Source organism: Paenibacillus rubinfantis, from assembly GCF_001486505.1.
Classification (GTDB): Bacteria; Bacillota; Bacilli; order Paenibacillales; family Paenibacillaceae; genus Fontibacillus; species Fontibacillus rubinfantis.
Genome location: NZ_LN909066.1, coordinates 1 through 17,438 on the forward strand (window position 1 = coordinate 1; position 17,438 = coordinate 17,438).

General features: G+C 52.5%; 16 protein-coding genes, 1 rRNA gene and 1 riboswitch. Of the genes, 1 reads left to right on the forward strand and 16 read right to left on the reverse strand.

Annotated elements, in window-relative coordinates:
* The 11 genes from BN3277_RS17515 to BN3277_RS17565 form a co-directional block, all read right to left on the reverse strand.
* Positions 1–101: ribosomal RNA gene (locus BN3277_RS17515) — 16S ribosomal RNA — on the reverse strand; the annotation flags it as partial.
* Between the two features lie 515 nt (positions 102–616).
* The gene (gene thpD / locus BN3277_RS17520) at positions 617–1,537 is read right to left on the reverse strand and encodes an ectoine hydroxylase (protein WP_059044932.1); all 921 of its coding nucleotides are present in this window, start codon (positions 1,535–1,537) and stop codon (positions 617–619) included.
* A 32-nt stretch (positions 1,538–1,569) separates the two neighbouring features.
* Positions 1,570–1,947 (reverse strand): ectoine synthase, encoded by a 378-nt coding sequence (locus tag BN3277_RS17525; protein WP_059044934.1) that lies wholly within the window; start codon positions 1,945–1,947, stop codon positions 1,570–1,572.
* On the reverse strand, positions 1,944–3,236 hold the full coding sequence (ectB, locus tag BN3277_RS17530) for a diaminobutyrate--2-oxoglutarate transaminase (protein ID WP_059044935.1): 1,293 nt from the start codon (positions 3,234–3,236) through the stop codon (positions 1,944–1,946). The genes BN3277_RS17525 and ectB overlap by 4 nt, the downstream gene beginning before the upstream one ends.
* A gap of 13 nt (positions 3,237–3,249) precedes the next feature.
* Positions 3,250–3,759, reverse strand: coding sequence for a diaminobutyrate acetyltransferase (gene ectA / locus BN3277_RS17535; protein ID WP_059044937.1), 510 nt, complete (start codon positions 3,757–3,759; stop codon positions 3,250–3,252).
* A 17-nt stretch (positions 3,760–3,776) separates the two neighbouring features.
* Positions 3,777–4,565, reverse strand: a complete 789-nt coding sequence (ehuA, locus tag BN3277_RS17540) for an ectoine/hydroxyectoine ABC transporter ATP-binding protein EhuA (RefSeq protein ID WP_082691514.1) — start codon at positions 4,563–4,565, stop codon at positions 3,777–3,779.
* Between the two features lie 16 nt (positions 4,566–4,581).
* Positions 4,582–5,244, reverse strand: coding sequence for an ectoine/hydroxyectoine ABC transporter permease subunit EhuD (ehuD, locus tag BN3277_RS17545; protein WP_059044941.1), 663 nt, complete (start codon positions 5,242–5,244; stop codon positions 4,582–4,584).
* Between the two features lie 3 nt (positions 5,245–5,247).
* A complete protein-coding gene (ehuC, locus tag BN3277_RS17550; protein ID WP_059044943.1) occupies positions 5,248–5,901 on the reverse strand; it encodes an ectoine/hydroxyectoine ABC transporter permease subunit EhuC in 654 nt (217 codons plus the stop codon).
* 1 nt (position 5,902) lies between these two features.
* A complete protein-coding gene (gene ehuB / locus BN3277_RS17555) occupies positions 5,903–6,787 on the reverse strand; it encodes an ectoine/hydroxyectoine ABC transporter substrate-binding protein EhuB (RefSeq protein WP_232436460.1) in 885 nt (294 codons plus the stop codon).
* A gap of 243 nt (positions 6,788–7,030) precedes the next feature.
* Positions 7,031–7,172, reverse strand: a riboswitch (cyclic di-AMP (ydaO/yuaA leader).
* A gap of 61 nt (positions 7,173–7,233) precedes the next feature.
* The gene (locus BN3277_RS17560; protein WP_059044947.1) at positions 7,234–7,500 is read right to left on the reverse strand and encodes a hypothetical protein; all 267 of its coding nucleotides are present in this window, start codon (positions 7,498–7,500) and stop codon (positions 7,234–7,236) included.
* 70 nt (positions 7,501–7,570) lie between these two features.
* Positions 7,571–9,118 (reverse strand): acetate--CoA ligase, encoded by a 1,548-nt coding sequence (locus BN3277_RS17565; RefSeq protein WP_059047284.1) that lies wholly within the window; start codon positions 9,116–9,118, stop codon positions 7,571–7,573.
* Positions 9,119–9,525: 407 nt separating this feature from the next.
* Between BN3277_RS17565 and BN3277_RS17570 the strand changes: the two genes are divergently transcribed.
* On the forward strand, positions 9,526–10,755 hold the full coding sequence (locus tag BN3277_RS17570; protein ID WP_059044949.1) for an aminopeptidase: 1,230 nt from the start codon (positions 9,526–9,528) through the stop codon (positions 10,753–10,755).
* Positions 10,756–10,821: 66 nt separating this feature from the next.
* Here BN3277_RS17570 and BN3277_RS17575 read toward each other — a convergent pair whose 3' ends face one another.
* From BN3277_RS17575 to BN3277_RS17595, 5 genes are all read right to left on the reverse strand, one after another.
* The gene (locus BN3277_RS17575; RefSeq protein ID WP_059044951.1) at positions 10,822–11,583 is read right to left on the reverse strand and encodes a MerR family transcriptional regulator; all 762 of its coding nucleotides are present in this window, start codon (positions 11,581–11,583) and stop codon (positions 10,822–10,824) included.
* Positions 11,584–11,656: 73 nt separating this feature from the next.
* Positions 11,657–12,730: a Gfo/Idh/MocA family protein gene (locus BN3277_RS17580; RefSeq protein ID WP_059044953.1), complete on the reverse strand. Its 1,074-nt coding sequence runs from the start codon at positions 12,728–12,730 to the stop codon at positions 11,657–11,659.
* A 20-nt stretch (positions 12,731–12,750) separates the two neighbouring features.
* Positions 12,751–13,854: a Gfo/Idh/MocA family protein gene (locus BN3277_RS17585; protein ID WP_059044955.1), complete on the reverse strand. Its 1,104-nt coding sequence runs from the start codon at positions 13,852–13,854 to the stop codon at positions 12,751–12,753.
* Between the two features lie 21 nt (positions 13,855–13,875).
* Positions 13,876–15,495 carry a response regulator transcription factor gene (locus BN3277_RS17590; protein ID WP_059044957.1) on the reverse strand — a complete coding sequence of 540 codons (1,620 nt, stop codon included), beginning with the start codon at positions 15,493–15,495 and terminating at the stop codon, positions 13,876–13,878.
* A gap of 51 nt (positions 15,496–15,546) precedes the next feature.
* The gene (locus BN3277_RS17595) at positions 15,547–17,355 is read right to left on the reverse strand and encodes a sensor histidine kinase (protein ID WP_059044959.1); all 1,809 of its coding nucleotides are present in this window, start codon (positions 17,353–17,355) and stop codon (positions 15,547–15,549) included.
* Positions 17,356–17,438: the final 83 nt, after the last annotated feature.

Here is a 17,438-nt window from a genome sequence, read left to right on the forward strand (position 1 = left end):
TAACCCTCAGGAGTGCAAGCACTCCATCAGGTCCGCTCGACTTGCATGTATTAGGCACGCCGCCAGCGTTCGTCCTGAGCCAGGATCAAACTCTCCAATAAAGTGTTTGACTTGCTCATTTCAAAACTGACGAGATTTAAAATCTCATTTATTACTCACTCGTTGTTCAGTTTTCAAAGATCAACTTCGTTATCGTCTTATCGGCGACAACTTTTATATCATACCATGTCAGCAAGCTTCGTTGCAAGAAGTAATTCTTACCAATTCGCTTACCGCCTACCGTTCAACCGGCAGGACATTCAATATATCACATCAGTATGGCTCACATCAAGGCGAAAGTTTTTCCAAATCACTTCGATGGTTGCTTTTTGATGACCGCCTCTTGCTCAACATCGTTAGGATGCCGTTGCATAGGACGGAGTATTAATATAACACTCACACAAGTTACCCTGCAAGATGTAAATCCTGCCATTCCTTTGTGGCCGCCGTTTTTTCGGCCGGATTCATAGAATACCACGGAGGCCTGCCTGAAACAACCACAATTTATTTCCAAATTTGATCCCTCGGTTTAGAAATGAAAGACCATTGTCCCACAGGACAACGGTCTTTCCATGAATTAAATCCCTTGGCGTGCCGCTATATACTCAGGTCTCGGTTTTTGTCCGGAATACGGCTGAACCACCTTATTCTCCACACTGTTATAGACCATAAAAATATTACTGCGAGGATACGGGGTAATATTGCTGTTGGATCCATGCATGATATTGCAATCAAACAACAGGATGGAACCGGCCGGGCCCACGGGCGTATCAATGCCAAAGCGCTTCACAAGCTCGGTAAGACTATCGTGGTCAGGAACACCGTACTGCTGTTTGCGTAGCGACTCTTTATAATGATCGTCCGGCGTCTGTCCGATGCAGGGGACAAAGATTTGCTGCGAACCGGGAAGCACCATCAGCGGACCGTTAAATGAATAATTGTCTTCCAACGCGATGGAGCAGCTGAGCGCCCGCATTCGGGGCATCCCGTCTTCTACATGCCATGTTTCAAAATCCGAATGCCAATAAAACTCCTTGCCCGTAAAACCAGGCTTATAATTGATCCGCGATTGATGGATGTACACGGAGCTGCCTAGGAGGAACTCGATGATCGCCAGGAGCCGCGGATGCTGAGACAGCTCGCGAAACACCGGCTGGTTTCGATGGACAGCGAAGATAGATCGCACTTCATCCCCGCCGGGTTCGCGGATAATTTCGTCCACCTGCTGCCCACGAGACGACTCTTGGAATTGACGCGCCTCTTGTTGGTATCCTTTCAATTCTTCTCCCTCGAAAAAACGTTCCAAGAACAAGTACCCGTTCTTCTGGTAGGACTCCACCTGCTCCTTAGTAATCACCTTTCGAATCGGGCTCTCCGGACTCCATTCGGAGTACACCACCGGATCCTGTCGGGGCAGCCATTGCGGCTCCGTATGAATTCGAGAAGGATAAACATCCTTCGTTAGGTCGACATCAACTGAAATCTTGGTATCGCTCATCTTACTTCATCCTTTCTACATTAAATCACGAACTATAACAATGGATAAGTTCCTTCTTCATCATGGACTTCCCGTCCCGTGAGCGGCGGATTAAACACACAAATCATCCGCATTTGCGACCGCGCCCGCAGGTAGTGCTTTTCATGGCCGTTCAGCGCATACATCATGCCGGGGGTAATCGGATAGGTCTCGCCTCCAATGACTTCAATTTCTCCTACTCCCTCAATGCAGTAGACAGCTTCCACATGATTCTTGTACCAAATCAGCGTTTCCGTCCCTTCTTTAATCAGGGTATCGTTTAAGGAAAAGCCCATCTTGTCTTTACCCAGGAGCAATCTCCGAGAGTTCCAGGTTTCCGTATCTACGTCGTCTATCGTTCCAATTAAGTTGCTCAGATGTTTTACAATCATGCCGAAGCCGCCTCCTCTGCTAATTGGTTATAGCAATGCTCAAGTATCTGAAGACCTTGTTCAAGTGTCGAATTTTCAATCGTTAGCGGCGGCATGAGTTTGGCCACCTCACTGCACGGGCCCGAAGTTTCCAGAATCAAACCCGATGCAAAAGCCAACTCGCACAATCTCTCCGCCATCCCCGGTTGCTCAAAGGCGATCCCTTGAATCATCCCTTTGCCGCGAAGCGTCCCATGCAGTGCGGGCTGACGTTCCATCATCCTTTCTAATGAAGCGGTTATCCGGTTGGCCTTGTCTTCAATTTGCTCCCGGAATCCCCCGGTTTTCCAGTAATCCAGCGCTTCCGAAGCTCCAACAAACCCAAGGTTATTGCCGCGAAAAGTTCCGTTATGTTCCCCTGGCTTCCAAACATCCAACTCCGGCTTGATTAAAGTTAGCGCTAAGGGCAAGCCATAACCACCAATGGATTTGGACAAACAGATGAGATCCGGCTCGATCCCCGACGACTCGAAGCTGAAGAACGGTCCGGTTCGGCCGCAGCCCATTTGAATATCATCAAGAATCAACAAAATACCTTTTTGATGGCAAAGACGCTCCAGTCTCTGTAACCATGTATCGGAAGCAACGTTTAGCCCTCCTTCTCCTTGAACCGCCTCCACAATAATCGCGGCAGGCAAAGGAACACCACTTCCTGGATCATCGAGCAGTTTCTCCATATATTGAATCGTATCGACCGCTTCGCCAAAGTACCCGTCATAAGGCATAAAGACGGAGTGAGTTAAAGCCATTCCCGCCCCTTTGCGTTTAAAAGCATTCCCCGTGACAGCCAGCGAACCCAGCGTCATCCCATGGAAGGCGTTGGTAAAGCTAATAACGGTCGTGCGCCCCGTCACTTTGCGGGCGATTTTCAAGGCACTTTCCACGGCATTGGTCCCCGTTGGACCCGGAAACATGACCTTGTAATCCCACCCGCGCGGTTTCATAATAACCTCATGAAATTGACTCAAAAATTGCTCCTTGGCATGTGTCGCCATATCTAAACTATGGGTCACGCCGTCTTCAAGTAAGTAAGCGATCAGCTTATCGCGGATCTTTCGATTGTTATGTCCGTAATTTAACGCGCCGGCACCTGCAAAAAAATCGATATATTCCCGTTCTTTTGTATCCCAAAGCTTGGCATTCTGCGCCTTGTGAAATACCGTTCTGAAGTTTCGGCAATAGCTTCGGACCTCCGATTCAAGCTGTTCGAACACGTTCATACTCGGTGTTTCAAGAGTTTGGGTCTGCATCTCATACCTCCATTTATGGTTGTGGTGTAAAAGGGCCGATTCGGTACAACGGCTCCTCCTCATGTTGAATCTCCATTGGAAACAATTCCGTCTGATAACCGGTTGTAACCTCAATCGGTACGTCATGAGCTTTGGCTAACCCCGTAAACAGACGGGTCGAAGCCAAATTGCTGCGGGAGATCGTAGCTTCCAGATAAGTGATTGGGGGGCCTGCCGTCTTCGTTAGCAGATAAGTCAGCATTCGTTTACTGATCCCCTGTTTTCGATGGGAACCGGCAACCGCAACCTGCCAAACAAACAGCGTATCCGGACGGAGCGGCGACCGGAAGGCGGATAGAAATCCAACCACCCGTGACCCTACCTCTACAATCACACAGGTTTCGCGAAAATAATCGCATAATACCAAGTAAGCATAAGCGGAATTCAAATCCAGCGTTTGACTGTCGCGTATCAGTTCATAGACACCCCGTGCATCGCTGGGATTTGGCCTGCGAATCACTAGATTGCGAAGCGTGTTGTCCATTGTCGTTCCCCTGCCCCTCATGCCATCGAATACACGGCGGACCGGAATCGTTTTAAGAAAGATTGCAGCCGATCCGTTTGCGGATATTCGAATATCGCCTCCGGCGTCCCTTCCTCAACGATGTTTCCGTCCGCACAGAAAAGTACGCGATCCGCGATTTCCTTAGCGAAGTCCATTTCATGCGTGATGAGCATCATCGCCATTTCCCCTTCATCGGCGATTTCCCGAATGACCTCCAGCACTTCGCCGACCAGCTCTGGATCCAGCGCAGAAGTCACCTCATCAAACACCATCACCTTGGGGCGCATGACAAGCGCACGGGCCATCGCTACGCGCTGTTTTTGTCCGCCGGATAATTGAGCCGGATAATCCGCCAGCTTATCGTACAAACCTACTTTGCGGAGCATCTCGATTGCCCGTTCTTCCGCTTCCTCCTTGGACAGCTTAAGCACTCTCCTTGGCGCTTCCGTTACATTCTGCAGCACCGTTCGGTGCGGAAATAGATTAAAATGCTGAAATACCATCCCTACATTGCCCCGCATTTCATGTAAATGCTTCTCATTGGCGCGAACCAACCGGTCTTTCTTGGACATATGCCACAAATGGACACCGTCAATTTCGATCGTGCCGGACGTAGGCTCCTCCAGCGTCATCAACATACGTCCCATCGTTGTTTTGCCGGAACCGCTTGGACCGATGATCGCTACCTTTTCGCCTGCCGCGATGTCTAAATCGATGCCGGTCAGCACCTCGCGGTCACCGAAAGTTTTCGTAACTCCGGTATACTTTACCATCGGTATGGTCATAAAAATCACCCCCTCTTTATTTGCCCCTTTGAAGATTCATCCGTTTTTCCAATCGTCGGATCAACAGGGAGGACGGATAGCTGATGGCCAGAAACAATACGCCAACCAGCGTATAAGGCTCAAAAACCCGGAAGGATTCCGAAACGATATTTTTTGCGGTCAATAGCAATTCGACCAAAGTGATCGCGGACAAGATTGGTGTTTCCTTAAACATCACAATCAGATAATTGCCCAGAACCGGAATAATCGGTGGAATGGCTTGCGGAAGAATCACCGAGCGCCAGGTATCCACTTTGGAATAATTCAACGCAACCGCGGCCTCCCATTGACCTCGGGGAACGGCATCAATTCCAGAACGGTAAACCTCTGATAAATAAGTGCTGTAGTGAAGACCTAATCCCAATATCCCGGCATAGAAAGCCGGTAACGAAATGCCTGCCATCATTGGCAAACTGTAGTAAATAAAAAATACCTGTACCAGTAATGGGGTGTTGCGAATAAATCCATTCAACCCTTTAGCCGCCAACCGCAGCCAGATAAACCGGGAACGTATGGCAAAAGCCAGCAGCAATCCCCCGATTACAGCGGTCAGAAAACCGAGCAACGTAGCGACAACGGTCATTCTCAGCGCCACGAGAAGTTCCGGAAGGATTTCGAAAGCGTAATTCCAGTCCCACATCCGTTACATCCTCCCTTCGGACCATTTGCGCTCCCACACCCGAATGCCGAAGGAGACAAGCGACGCCATCGCCAGATACATCAGCAAGAGCAAGAGCAAAATCTCCGAAGTCCAGGAGATGTAGTTGTTCCGGAGAACCATCGCTTGGTACGTGAGATCCGCCATCGTGATGAAATAGACTAGAGACGTAGATTTAATTAATTCCACAAGCAAATTGCCAAACGGAGGAAGCATTCTTAAGGCCGCTTGCGGCAAAATAATGCGGCTCATTCGCTGCCACGGCGTCATATTTAAGGCAACCGCCGCTTCCCATTGCCCTTTGGGCACGGCCAGAATAGCGCTGCGTACAACCTCGGAACCATAAGCTCCAAAATTCAATCCTACCGCCAGCACAGCCGCAAGTAACTTGGGCAGCTCGATCCCAGCAAAAGGCAATGCAAAATACAACCAGAATAGCTGCACGAGCAAGGAAGTCCCTCGGAAGACCTCCACGTAAATCGAGGAGATCCAGCGAATAAGGCGCAATCGGGATAAGCTCATCAAGCCTGAGATGAACGCAAATCCAACCGCTAGGATTGTCGCTAACAATGCGACAGTAACAGTGATTTTCGCTCCTTCCAGTAAGGTGGGGATAAAATCAATCCAGGATTCCGGCATCTTATACTCCGCAAAGTACGGCAGCCGTCATATCTCCGGGCAGTTCCTGCTCCGTAAATCCGAATTTCTGCAAAATCTCCAGAAGCTCGCCGGATTCCTTCATCTTGGCCAGCTCTGCGTTATAAGCCTCTTGAAATGCCGTGTCCGCCAAACGGAACGCCGTCGCACCATATCCGCGAACGCTTTGACCGTCAATCACCGGTTGCGTAAAATCGCTGACTCTCTCAATGTCCTGATCCCCCGCGGATTCAAGCATGGCTTGCAGGGAAGGTCCCGTCATCGTGATCGCCTCGACGCGTCCGGATTGAAGCGCGCTGATGGCCGACGCCTGGTCCGGAACTTGAATGATCCGTTCATCCGGCACGCCGGACTTCTGCAGATAACCGATTTCCACCGCTCCCGTCATGACGGCAACGCGGGCTTTCTCCTGATTCGCGATGTCCTCATAGCTGCCCAGCCCAAGAGGATTTCCTTGTTTTACGGCAATCGCTTCGCCGATGCTATACTCCGGGTTGGCGAACAACACGGCTTCACATCGTTCCGGGTTGACGAACATCCCTGCCGTAATGAGATCAAATCGGTTGGCCTGCAAACCGGCAATCAAGGAACCGAATTCGGTCAACTCGCCTTTCATCTCGTTAATGCCAAGTCTTTTAAGGATCACCCGAGCGATTTCCACAGCTTCACCGGTGAGTTCTCCGTTAGCATCTTTGTAGGCATAGGGCTTCTCATTTGCAAAACCAACCGTAATGGACCCCTTTCGGATGGCCTCCGCCAGCGTCCCTTCCGCCCCTGAATCGGCGTTTGAACCTCCATTCCCCGTTTTCGTGTTTGTCCCCGGGTTACAAGCGGTTAACGAGACCGCAACTAGCAATAAAGTCAACAACCATGACACTTTCCTCAACCTGATTCACAGCCTTTCTTTCTTATTTTTTGCATCGGTTTAGTAGGATTAAGTCCAAGTTCTATTCCAAAAGCGTAAACCCCCCTTTCATTTCTCATCCCGGAGCACATAAAAAGAGACCCCTCGCTTGGGGGAAAGCATAGCTCCGCCAGCAGGGGTCCGCACAAAAAAATAAAAAACGGCCCTTATAAAAGGGCCTTGGAAGTTTTCGTGAAGTTGCTTGAAACTAGACCCATCCACTGCTGACGAGGTTAGCTGACGGACTCGGGTAAGATGGTACCCTACAATCGTTAAAGAATGATTCGCCCCAAAAAAACTGGTTCCCCCGCTTTCCAGTTCTGAACTGGAAACTAAGCGTGTGTTTATCGTAAAGGCTATTCCAGGCAATGTCAACCCATTATCTGTAATTTTTACATTTTAACTTTCAATTAATTCAGTTGATTTTCCGCTTCCGCCAACGCCGCCTGGTCTTCGGCCAAATCCTCTTTGGCCCGCTCCATCGGCTCGGTGTTCATCCGGCCGTCAGCCTGGGCGATGGCGTTTTCCGCTTTTTCGATGGCATTCTGGGCACCTTCGATCGTTTCTTCGCTAGGATGCGATTGAGCTTGGGTTACCGCGCGATGCGCCTTCTTGACCGATTGTTGCGCGAGTGAGATCGGATTTTGCGATTGCATGCTGGAAAACGGATTTTCCATGTTCAGCCTCCTCAAGCGATGATGAGGTTAGGATGCGAAAGTGACGCGAAAATCATGCACGAAACCCGCATCATCCGCGGCGAAACGCCCGCTCTTCCCGTTCACGTAGCTCCACCCGCCGAATTTTACCCGTGTTCGTCTTCGGCAGATCCTCGATAAATTCGATTTGACGTGGATATTTGTAGGGTGCCGTCCATGTTTTGACATGAGCTTGCAGTTCTTTAACCAGCTCGGCGCTGCCTTGAATGCCTTCCTTCAGCACCACAAACGCTTTAACGATATGGCCGCGCAGCTCATCCGGACTCGCGACGGCCGCACATTCCTTGACGGCATCATGCTTCATCAACGCTTCCTCGACTTCGAACGGACCGATGGTATAACCGGAGCTGATGATGATATCATCCCCGCGTCCTTCGTACCAGAAGTAACCCTCCTCGTCTTTATGCGCCCGATCCCCGGTCAAAAAATACGACCCGCGAACATTTTGCTCCTTCCGTTCAGGGTCCAAATAATACGATTGGAATAAAGCGGGCATGTCGACATGGACCGCAATGTTCCCTACGACTCCGGCCGACAACGGCACACCTCCATCGTCGACAATCTCCGCCACTCCCGGTGAAATGGCCTTGCCCATCGAACCCAGCCGCAGCGGGGTATCCTTCAGGTTTCCGATCAGTAGCGTGCTTTCCGTTTGCCCATAACCGTCACGGATCGTGAGGTCAAACGCGCTTTGGAACTTGCGAATCACTTCCTGGTTGAGCGGTTCGCCTGCTGAAACGGCGCTGCGTAATCCCGACAAATCGTATCGCTCGAGCCCGTCGGTCTTCGACATGATCCGATACTCCGTTGGCGTGCAGCACAGCACCCGAATGCCGTGTTGCCGGATCAGCTCCAAATACCGCTCGGCTTGAAAGGAACCATGATACACAAAGCCGGTCACGCCATTGCCCAACACCGACAGAAACGGGCTCCAAATCCATTTCTGCCACCCCGGGGCCGCCGTAGCCCAGACGACATCGTTCTCCCGAATATCCAGCCAGGATCTCGTAATCCGTAAATGGGCATACCCCCAACCGTGACTGTGCATAACGCCTTTGGGGTTCCCGGTCGTTCCGGACGTGTATGCCAGCACAGCCATATCCTCGCGACGCGTTTGGACGGCTTCGAACGTTTCAGGCTGTCCGTTCATTAGCGTTTCAATTGGAACCCAGCCGCCTGGGAGTGCCTCTCCGTACTTGTTCGAACCTACCAATAGGCGGAAATTCAGCGCCGGCAGGTCATCACCGATTTTATCGACCTCTTCCGTCACGCCATGCCATACAACAACAGCACGCGCTTCGGAATGCCGCAGCCGGTAAGCCAAATCCTTGGCCCGCAGCATTTCCGATGACGGGATGATCGTTACCCCCAGCTTCAAGCAAGCCAGGTAAATCGCATAGGCCATAATATGCCGAGGCATCATCACCAGCACGCGGTCGCCGGACTGTAAGCCCAATTCACTTAAACCACCGGCTAGTTGATTGGCCATAGCGAACAGCTTCCCATAGGTAATTTCCTCGTATTCCCCCTGTTCGCTTCGCCATTTCAGCGCAATTTTATCGGGATCATGCCGTTCCATCTCCGAGGTCACATTGTAATATTCGGGAGCGATCCATTGCTCATATGGTTTCAAATTGTCCTATCTCCTTCGAAACTCGTTTTGGACTCATTATACCACGTAATAGTACCTGGTTCTAAAACCTACCCAATTCAAGTGTGCCAATAAAATGACAATCCCGATAGGAACAGAAAAACCTGCGATACCGCAGGTTTATTAAAATGAGTGACTATCGGATCCAGCTGCGTTTCCGCCGTATGCAATCCATAAACGCCCCCCTGGTTCAAATCCGTGACCCGCAAACCCCATACCCGGCACATAAACATCAGATGGCATGCGCAGCAGATTTTTTCACTCCCCGCCCGTTCGTGCTACAATAAGGGGTGTTTGTACATAGGAAAACTTTAAACGCGGGAGGAATCATACACATGGAAGCTTTTGAGGTGCTTCTTGAAAAATACGCCGAATTGGTCATTCGAGTTGGCGTCAACATCCAGCCCGGCCAGAACCTGATGCTCACAGCGCCGCTGGAGACCGTAGAGTTTACGCGCCTGCTGGTGGCCAAGGCTTACGATGCCGGAGCCAAATACGTCCACGTCGATTGGGAGGACGAGTTTACGACTCGGATTCGCTACGAGCACGCGTCGGACGAATCTTTGTCCTATTATCCGCAGTGGCTCGCGGATATGGCCGAACAGTTTGGGGAGGAGGGCGGCGCGATCCTGCGGATCAAAGTGCCGGATCCGGAGCTGTTTCAAGGTATCCCATCCGCTAAAGTGTCTACTGCAGTTAAAGCAGCAGCCAAAGCGCGCGAGAAGCATTCCGCCCAAACGCGTAACAACCGGATCACCTGGTCGCTGATTAAAGCGCCGACCCAGGCTTGGGCGAATAAAGTCTTTGCCGATCTGCCCGAAGAGCAACGAATCCCGGCTATGTGGGAGGCGGTATTCCATATGAACCGCGTCGACCGCGAGGACCCTATCGCCGCTTGGCACGAGCATATCAAGCAATTGAAAGATAAACAGGAGTATATGAATGCCAAACGCTACAAAAAGCTGCATTACCGCGCACCGGGCACCGATCTTCAGGTAGAGCTGCCCGAAGGGCATTTGTGGTTGGGCGGCGGCGATTATAATGCGGCAGGGAATTATTTTGTCGCCAATATGCCAACTGAGGAAATTTACTCGATGCCGCATCGTACCGGCGTGAACGGCACCATCGCCAGCACGATGCCGCTGAATCTGAACGGACAGCTCGTTGAAGGCCTAACGCTGACGTTCAAAGACGGCAAAGTGGTAAGTTATGACGCAAAATCCGGCCGGGAGCATATGGAGAACCTCCTTAGCACGGACGAAGGCGCGATGCATCTTGGCGAAATCGCTCTGGTGCCGCATGATTCGCCGATTTCCCGGTTAAACCGGATTTTCTACAACACCGGCATCGACGAGAACGCCTCCTGCCACTTTGCCTTAGGCAGCGCGTATCCGGTGAATATCGAAGGCGGCGCCAAGCTGAGCAAAGAAGAACTGCTCTCCAAAGGCGCCAACGTCAGCCTGACGCATGTCGACTTTATGATCGGCTCCGCGGAGCTTGAGATCGACGGCGAACTGGCGGACGGCACGATCGAGCCGGTCTTCCGCCAAGGGAACTGGGCCTAACCCACTGCCTCGAACTAAACGAGAAAAGCTCCCCTCTTCCGCCAAGCGGAAAAGGAGAGCTTTTTCTTAATTCATCCCGGTGTAAATGCGAATCGCATCCCTTAGGAATTCCGCCGTCCCCGGCTGATCCTTGTCGTAATAAGCTTTGAACCGCTCATCATCGACGTACATTTGCGCCAGCCCGGCATGGGCTTCCTTGCTGTATTCGCTCCAGTGGAACGTCAGCCATTGCTTATGCAAATCTGCAGCCTTCTGGGCAAGTTCGCCAGCGGGATCTCCCGTCTTAAAAGCCTCGGCTAACGTGGCATTCAACTCGTTCGACAGCTGCGTCACCTTTTCGTATTCCTCTTCGGTCATGTTCATCAGCTTGCGATTGGATTGCTCTACCTTGTCTTCTCCATATTTTTCGCGGATTTCCCGGCCGTATTTCTGCTCGTTCTCCTCAATCATCTGTCGTTTAAAGCCCTCGAATTTTTCTCGATCGCTCATTTGGATTCTCCCTTCCTGCGACGCCATCGTTTTCTCCACATTGGCGATTAAAGCGTCCAATTGCTTTCGTTTGTCCAGGAGCTGATTTCGGTGTTCTCTCAGCGCACGGGCACCATCGAAGTCGGGGTCGGTCACGATCGACCGGATGTCCTCCAGACTCAGGCCTAGCTCCCGGTAGAACAAAATCTGCTGCAGCAGATCCACTTCTCGCTGACTGTATATACGATATCCTGACGAACTTGTTCTTGCCGGCTTCAGAAGTCCAATCTCATCGTAATAACGCAGCGTTCGGGTGCTGACCCCCGCGAGGTTGCCCAGTTTCTGAATGGTGTATTCCACATGCTCACCTCCTGACAAAACTCATGATAAACGTTGACGTAACGTGAAGGTCAAATCTTTTTTTCAAAAAATTTTACGCCCAACTCAGACGTGCCGCAACCACCGTCTCCCCGGTAAGGATCGCTCGTTCGATCATCATCCCGAGATAATGATCCTGCGCCGCTTCCCATAACTCGTAAAAGGCCGGTCCGCCTTGAGCATACACGCCCATCTTCTCCAAACAGGATGCAATCGCCAGCTCGTCATCATATAATCTGGCCGGTGCAAACGGATTGGTATACAACCATTGTTCCCCGCACAAAATACCCTGCAAAAAATACCCTTCCTGGTTTTCTTGCTCGCCTTTATTCACCCTTTTGAGTTCCAACTGCAACGGAACCGTATCCGCCTGCTGAATCAAGACCCGCGAATCGAAGATTTCCCCACGTTCGCCGCGGACACAGCAATGATTGGAGCGGATCCAGGAGCGATGCTGATCGCGGGTAAAATCGTAAATCCCCAGCCGATCGCCAAAATCGAGCCAAGCCAGCTCCCTTACGGAGGGGACGAGCCGATCTTCCATGGGCGGACCGCTGCGCGTTGGCCCCTGCACCCAGCTCGACTCAAAACGCATCGCGCGAATCCGCACCTCCTCGAACGCAACTCCCAACAGCCGGCGAATCAGGCTGACTCCGTGGTACAAATGGGAGATGGACACGGTTGCCTCGGTAATCCGTCCCAGCCGTCCCGATTCGATCAACCGGAGCCGAGCTTGCTGGATCGGGTGTAAATGATATTGCTCGGCGACCTGGATCCTCGCACCGCTTCCGCCTAGCCGTGAGTGAAGCAATTCCAACCCGTCCAGGTCGGACGCCGGCGGCGTTTCCGAGAGGACGGGGATCCCCGTCTCCGCCAGCTGAAGCAGATAAGGCAACATCTCCGAGCCGCTGACCGATAACACGATAAAATCCTGCTGCTCCTGCTGCAGCAGAGCTTCAACCGAGCGGTAGGTCCGAACGCCCCATTGCCGCTCTATTGCCTGTGCCTTATTTTCGTCGCGAATGACCAAACCTCCGATTTGAAACCGATCCGGCAGCGCTTGAGCGATCCGTAAATAATATTGGGCCCGAAAGCCCGCCCCACCAACGAGGCTGAAAGTAACCGGCAACCCTGCTCCCTCCTCCTTACTTACGCCTTTGAGTGAAACCGAGGCGCCTCCCTGAGAATACGCTCCTGTGCATAAAAGATCGAATCCTTCGATAGCGGCAGCGCAACCGGCTTCCCTGTTGCGGAGGATTCGTAAATCGCCATAATCAGCTCGATCGTTTTTCGTCCTTCGATACCATCGATCATAACTTGCCTGGAACCCGATTCAATCGCGCGCAAAACGTCATCCATTTGTCCGGCATGTCCGGTATACTGCAGCGGTGCAAGCTCCCCCGCAACTTGCTGAATTTCCGCCTCCAGGTCCGGATTCCGCTGCGGAAACCCGCCGTCCCCTTCGGTCGAAGCGAACAGTTGCCACGGCATCCCTACCTTGGCCCGCTCCCCCTGAAAAACAAGCCGCTGCTCCTCGCCATGATGGACAACGGAGCTGGTCACCTGAGCCAGAGTGCCGTCCGGGTACTTCAAGATCGCAATCGATAAGTCCTCAACCTGCGAATTCTCATGCGATGTATTGACGGTGACCGCCTGGACTTCCGAAGGCATTCCTCGAATCCAGAGCAGCAGATCCAGATGGTGCACCGCATGATTCATTACACAGCCCCCGCCCTCAGATTCCCAAGTTCCCCGCCATTCGACGTCGTAGTAACTTCGGCCGCGCCACCAATAGGAATTGGCCTCGGCATGGACAATCCGACCCGCCAAACCGGCATCCAGCACCTGTTTAACCCGGCGGATCGGATCGTAGAAACGGTTTTGTCCAACAACGGACAGGAGGGCATCTCCTTTCGCTGCCGCCTCGAGCATTTGGTCGCATTCGGACAGCGACGGGGCCATCGGCTTTTCGACTAAGACATGTTTGCCCGCCAACAGAAACGCCGAAGCGAGGTTAGCATGAGTTGAGGGCGGGGTGCAGAGGGAGACCAAATCCACCGAATCCAGCTTCAGCACGTCCTCGTAATCCGAATAGATCGCACAATCCAATCCAAAGCGTTCCTTCAGCTTCTCCGCCTTCTCTCCGCTCCGGTCGACCAACGCCGTGATCCGGCAGCGGTCCTTAAAGCGGGCAAATGCCTCCAGATGCGTTCCGGCAATCGAGCCGGTGCCCACGAGGGCAACGTTGATCATGATTTCTCTCTCCCCTGTTTTCTATTTAATTAAATCGGTTGGGTTCATGCCGGTAATTTTTTTGAATAAAGTGCTGAAATAAGGCACGTTTTTGTACCCAACCCGCTCGGCCACCTCATACACGAGCATCGTGCGTTGCAGCAAGAGCTCGCGTGCTTTTTCGATGCGAACCCGGGTCAGATAGTTGTTAAATGTTTCTCCGGTGATATTTTTGAAAATAATTGATAAGTGGTTGCGAGAAATGTAAAGCTTCTCCGACAGCTCCGCCAACGTAATGTCCTCGGCATAATGCTCATGGATATAACCGGTCATGTAGTCCACCACCTGCCGGTGTTTGCTGTTTCCCCGCCATTGGCGGCTGCTGCAGATCAGCGTGATTTTGTCCGACAGCCATTCCGTCAGTTGCTCCGGCCCGGTCAAACTCACCAGCTCTTTGGTGATCTGTTCGCCGGGCACGAGATCATTTAGCAACACGCCGGCTTCATAGAGGCAATACGTAAAGACGCCCCACAGCTCGCTGGCGAGGATTTGCACGGATTCGGGCGTCATCGCTTTCTGAAGCTCCATTCGGCTCATATAATCAGCGACCAGCTTCTTCGCTTCCGTCTCCTGAGATGCTTTGATCGCCGACGCCAGCTCCACGTAGAACTTCACCGAAAACAAATTGTCCGCGTACGCGTGCTCGTCTTCGTCTTCTTGATAAGCATACAGCGCGTAGACCGGATCCCGCCGTCCCGATCGTAACTCGATCGCCCGGAACGCTTCCTCCGTCGACTCCGGGATATGCTGCCACTGCGGCTTCATACCTCCGATCCCCACGCGAACAACCAGCTTGAGATAACATTTGATCGCATCGATCAGCTTCACGCCCAGCTCATGTAGCTTCTTATCCAGCAGCTCGACCGGCTCCTCCGGCCGCGGGTGGACGATCAACACCGCCCTCGTGCTATGCAGCTCGGTATACTCCAGGGATCCGAACATTTTGCGGGCCACCTCGCAAGCGATATTGCGGATTGCAAACCGGAACAAATTCCAGTCTGAAAGAGAAAAAGCACTAACGCGTGCATCCCGGATCAGATCGATGCCGATGGTCACATGGCGGGTATCCGTCCAATACCGATAAGGCTCCGGCAGCCGCCCCGCCTCACGGTAAGAGCTGTCCAGCGTGCCAACGACGGCTGAGCGGACCCATTCTTTTTCGATGAAAGGTTCATACAAGCTTAGCTTCTGTTCCATCTCGCCTTGCTTCAGCCGGTTCTCCTCCTCCTGAGCCAGTTCCCCGATCACCTTGGTTAAGATCGTCTTTAGCGTAGGCACACTGATCGGCTTGGAGACGTAGTCGCTGACATTAAAACGCAACGCTTGCCGTGCATGCTCGAAATCCGAGTAGCCGCTGAAAATGATCACTTTGCCGTCGTACCCTTCCTTGCGCAGCTGTTCAATCATATCGATGCCGTTCATCGCCGGCATGTAAATGTCTGTAATCACGATATCCGGTTCGGTTCGACGAACCACGTCCAGCCCGTCTGCGCCGTTCAACGCCTCTCCAACCCATTCCGCCCCCAGCTGCTCCCACGGAATGGCGCGTTTCATCCCTTGCAGCACTTGGCGTTCATCATCGACGATGGCGATTTTCCACACCCTCAACTACCTCCTTGGCTGTTCTCTAGATGATCTTCAAGGGAACTCCGCTCACGCGGCTGGCCCCGGTTCTATCGGTTCACCGAGCAAGGGCACCGGCGGTTCCAGCAGCTTCGGCAGCGTGATCACGACACGCGTACCGCCTTCCTCACGTTCGGTTAACTCCACGCCGTAAGCGCCTTCAAAGTACCCGGCAATCCGCTCCCTCACATTACGGACACCATACCCTCCGGTCCGCCGCTTGCGCTCGCGGTTCACGTCCTGCCTTAGTCCCGCGCCGTTATCTTCGATCGTAATGACAAGCAGGTCCGGTTGCTCCTCCATCTGGATCCAGACCTTGCCGCGGGAACGCCCGTTAAACCCGTGGACGATGGCATTTTCCACAAACGGTTGCAGGGTTAGTTTCGGAAGAAACCACTCCTGGACGGAGAGCGGCGCATCGATGGCATAGTCCAGTTCGCCCTCGCCCTCACCTCCGGCTTGCCACCGCAGCTGTTGGATTTCCAGGTAACAATGGATATGCTCCAGTTCCTCGGAGATCGTAATAAAGCTGTTTCCGTTGGACAAGCCGATCCGGAACATTCGCCCCATCAGCTCAAGAATCCGGCTCAACTCGTCTTGCCCCGCTTCGATCGCCATCCAATTTAATTGATCCAGCATATTGTACAGAAAATGCGGGTTAATGTTGGCTTGTAACGCTTCGATCTCCGCTTTTCGCTGCTGTTCATACCGCCGCTGAAGCGAACGGTACAGCTCTTCGATCTGCTCCATCTGCTTGCGGTATCCGGCGAAGAGATACCCAAACTCATTCTCGTAATCGTCCGGCAGCTCCACGGGATGCCCGCCGCTACCGGCATGACCACCGCCGCCCACAAAATACTGCCGCATCGCCATCACAAGCTCCTTGATCGGCTTCGTAAACTGGCGGCTTAAATAGAGGGTCAGCAGCAACGCCAACAAAATGGCGAGCACCCCAATCACGCCGATGACCAGGGCCAGACGGAAGCTGCCTTTCGTAATTTCACTCCAAGACGTGATTTCCACAAGCATCCAATGGGAATCACGCATCTTGGAATACACCAGCAGCGAGTTGCCCAGCTCCCGATCGCCTTGAATATGCACATACCCGGATTGGTCGGATTTCACGTTGATCCACTGCGACAGCTCGGCATGCTCCGGAACCTGGCCGGTTTTCACCGTCTGCTGGCCCAGCGTATCGATCATCATCCGATTGACTGGCCCCGAATGCCCGGCCAGCAGCTGTTCGATCTCCTTCGCTTTGACGTGGACAACCAGTACCCCGAGGTACTTGTCCTCCTCGACGATTTTGCGCGCGAAGCTGAGCACCCGCACATCCCCTTGAAAGCTGGGGACTTCATGCTCCCGGGACCAGGCGAAATCGTTCTTATCAAGCGCCTCCGCCCACTCTTGTTTCGCCAGATCGCCCAAACCGCGGAATTGGATATAGCTGTTGGCGTCCCCCCGCAGTGGACGCTCCATATATAAGTCGATCCCCTGAATGATGGGCATCGAATAGGTCAGATTAGCTAAGGCACGCTCCACGCTGACCGACCGGCGGTATCGGTCGTATTCATCCTGCCGGTCACGCAGAAACGTAATCAGCTCGTTATCACGGGACGTCGACAACGAGATTTGCTCAATGGTCACCAACCGGGTGGTGATTTCGTTATTCAGCTCATCCAGCAGCAACTGCTGGTAATGGGAGCTGGTTTTCGCCAACTCATTAGACGAAATGAGGTAGCTGGCCCAGGCGATACACGCCAGTACGGCCACGATAAAGATGGCAAAACTGCGAAAGAACAAACTATCAATCCGGAACTTCTTGAACGGATTCTTCATGCTCAAGGATGCACTCCCTTCAGGTGTAAGGAAAAAACGGTAAAGCCGCGAAGGAAACTCACGCTTTACCGTTATATAATTGG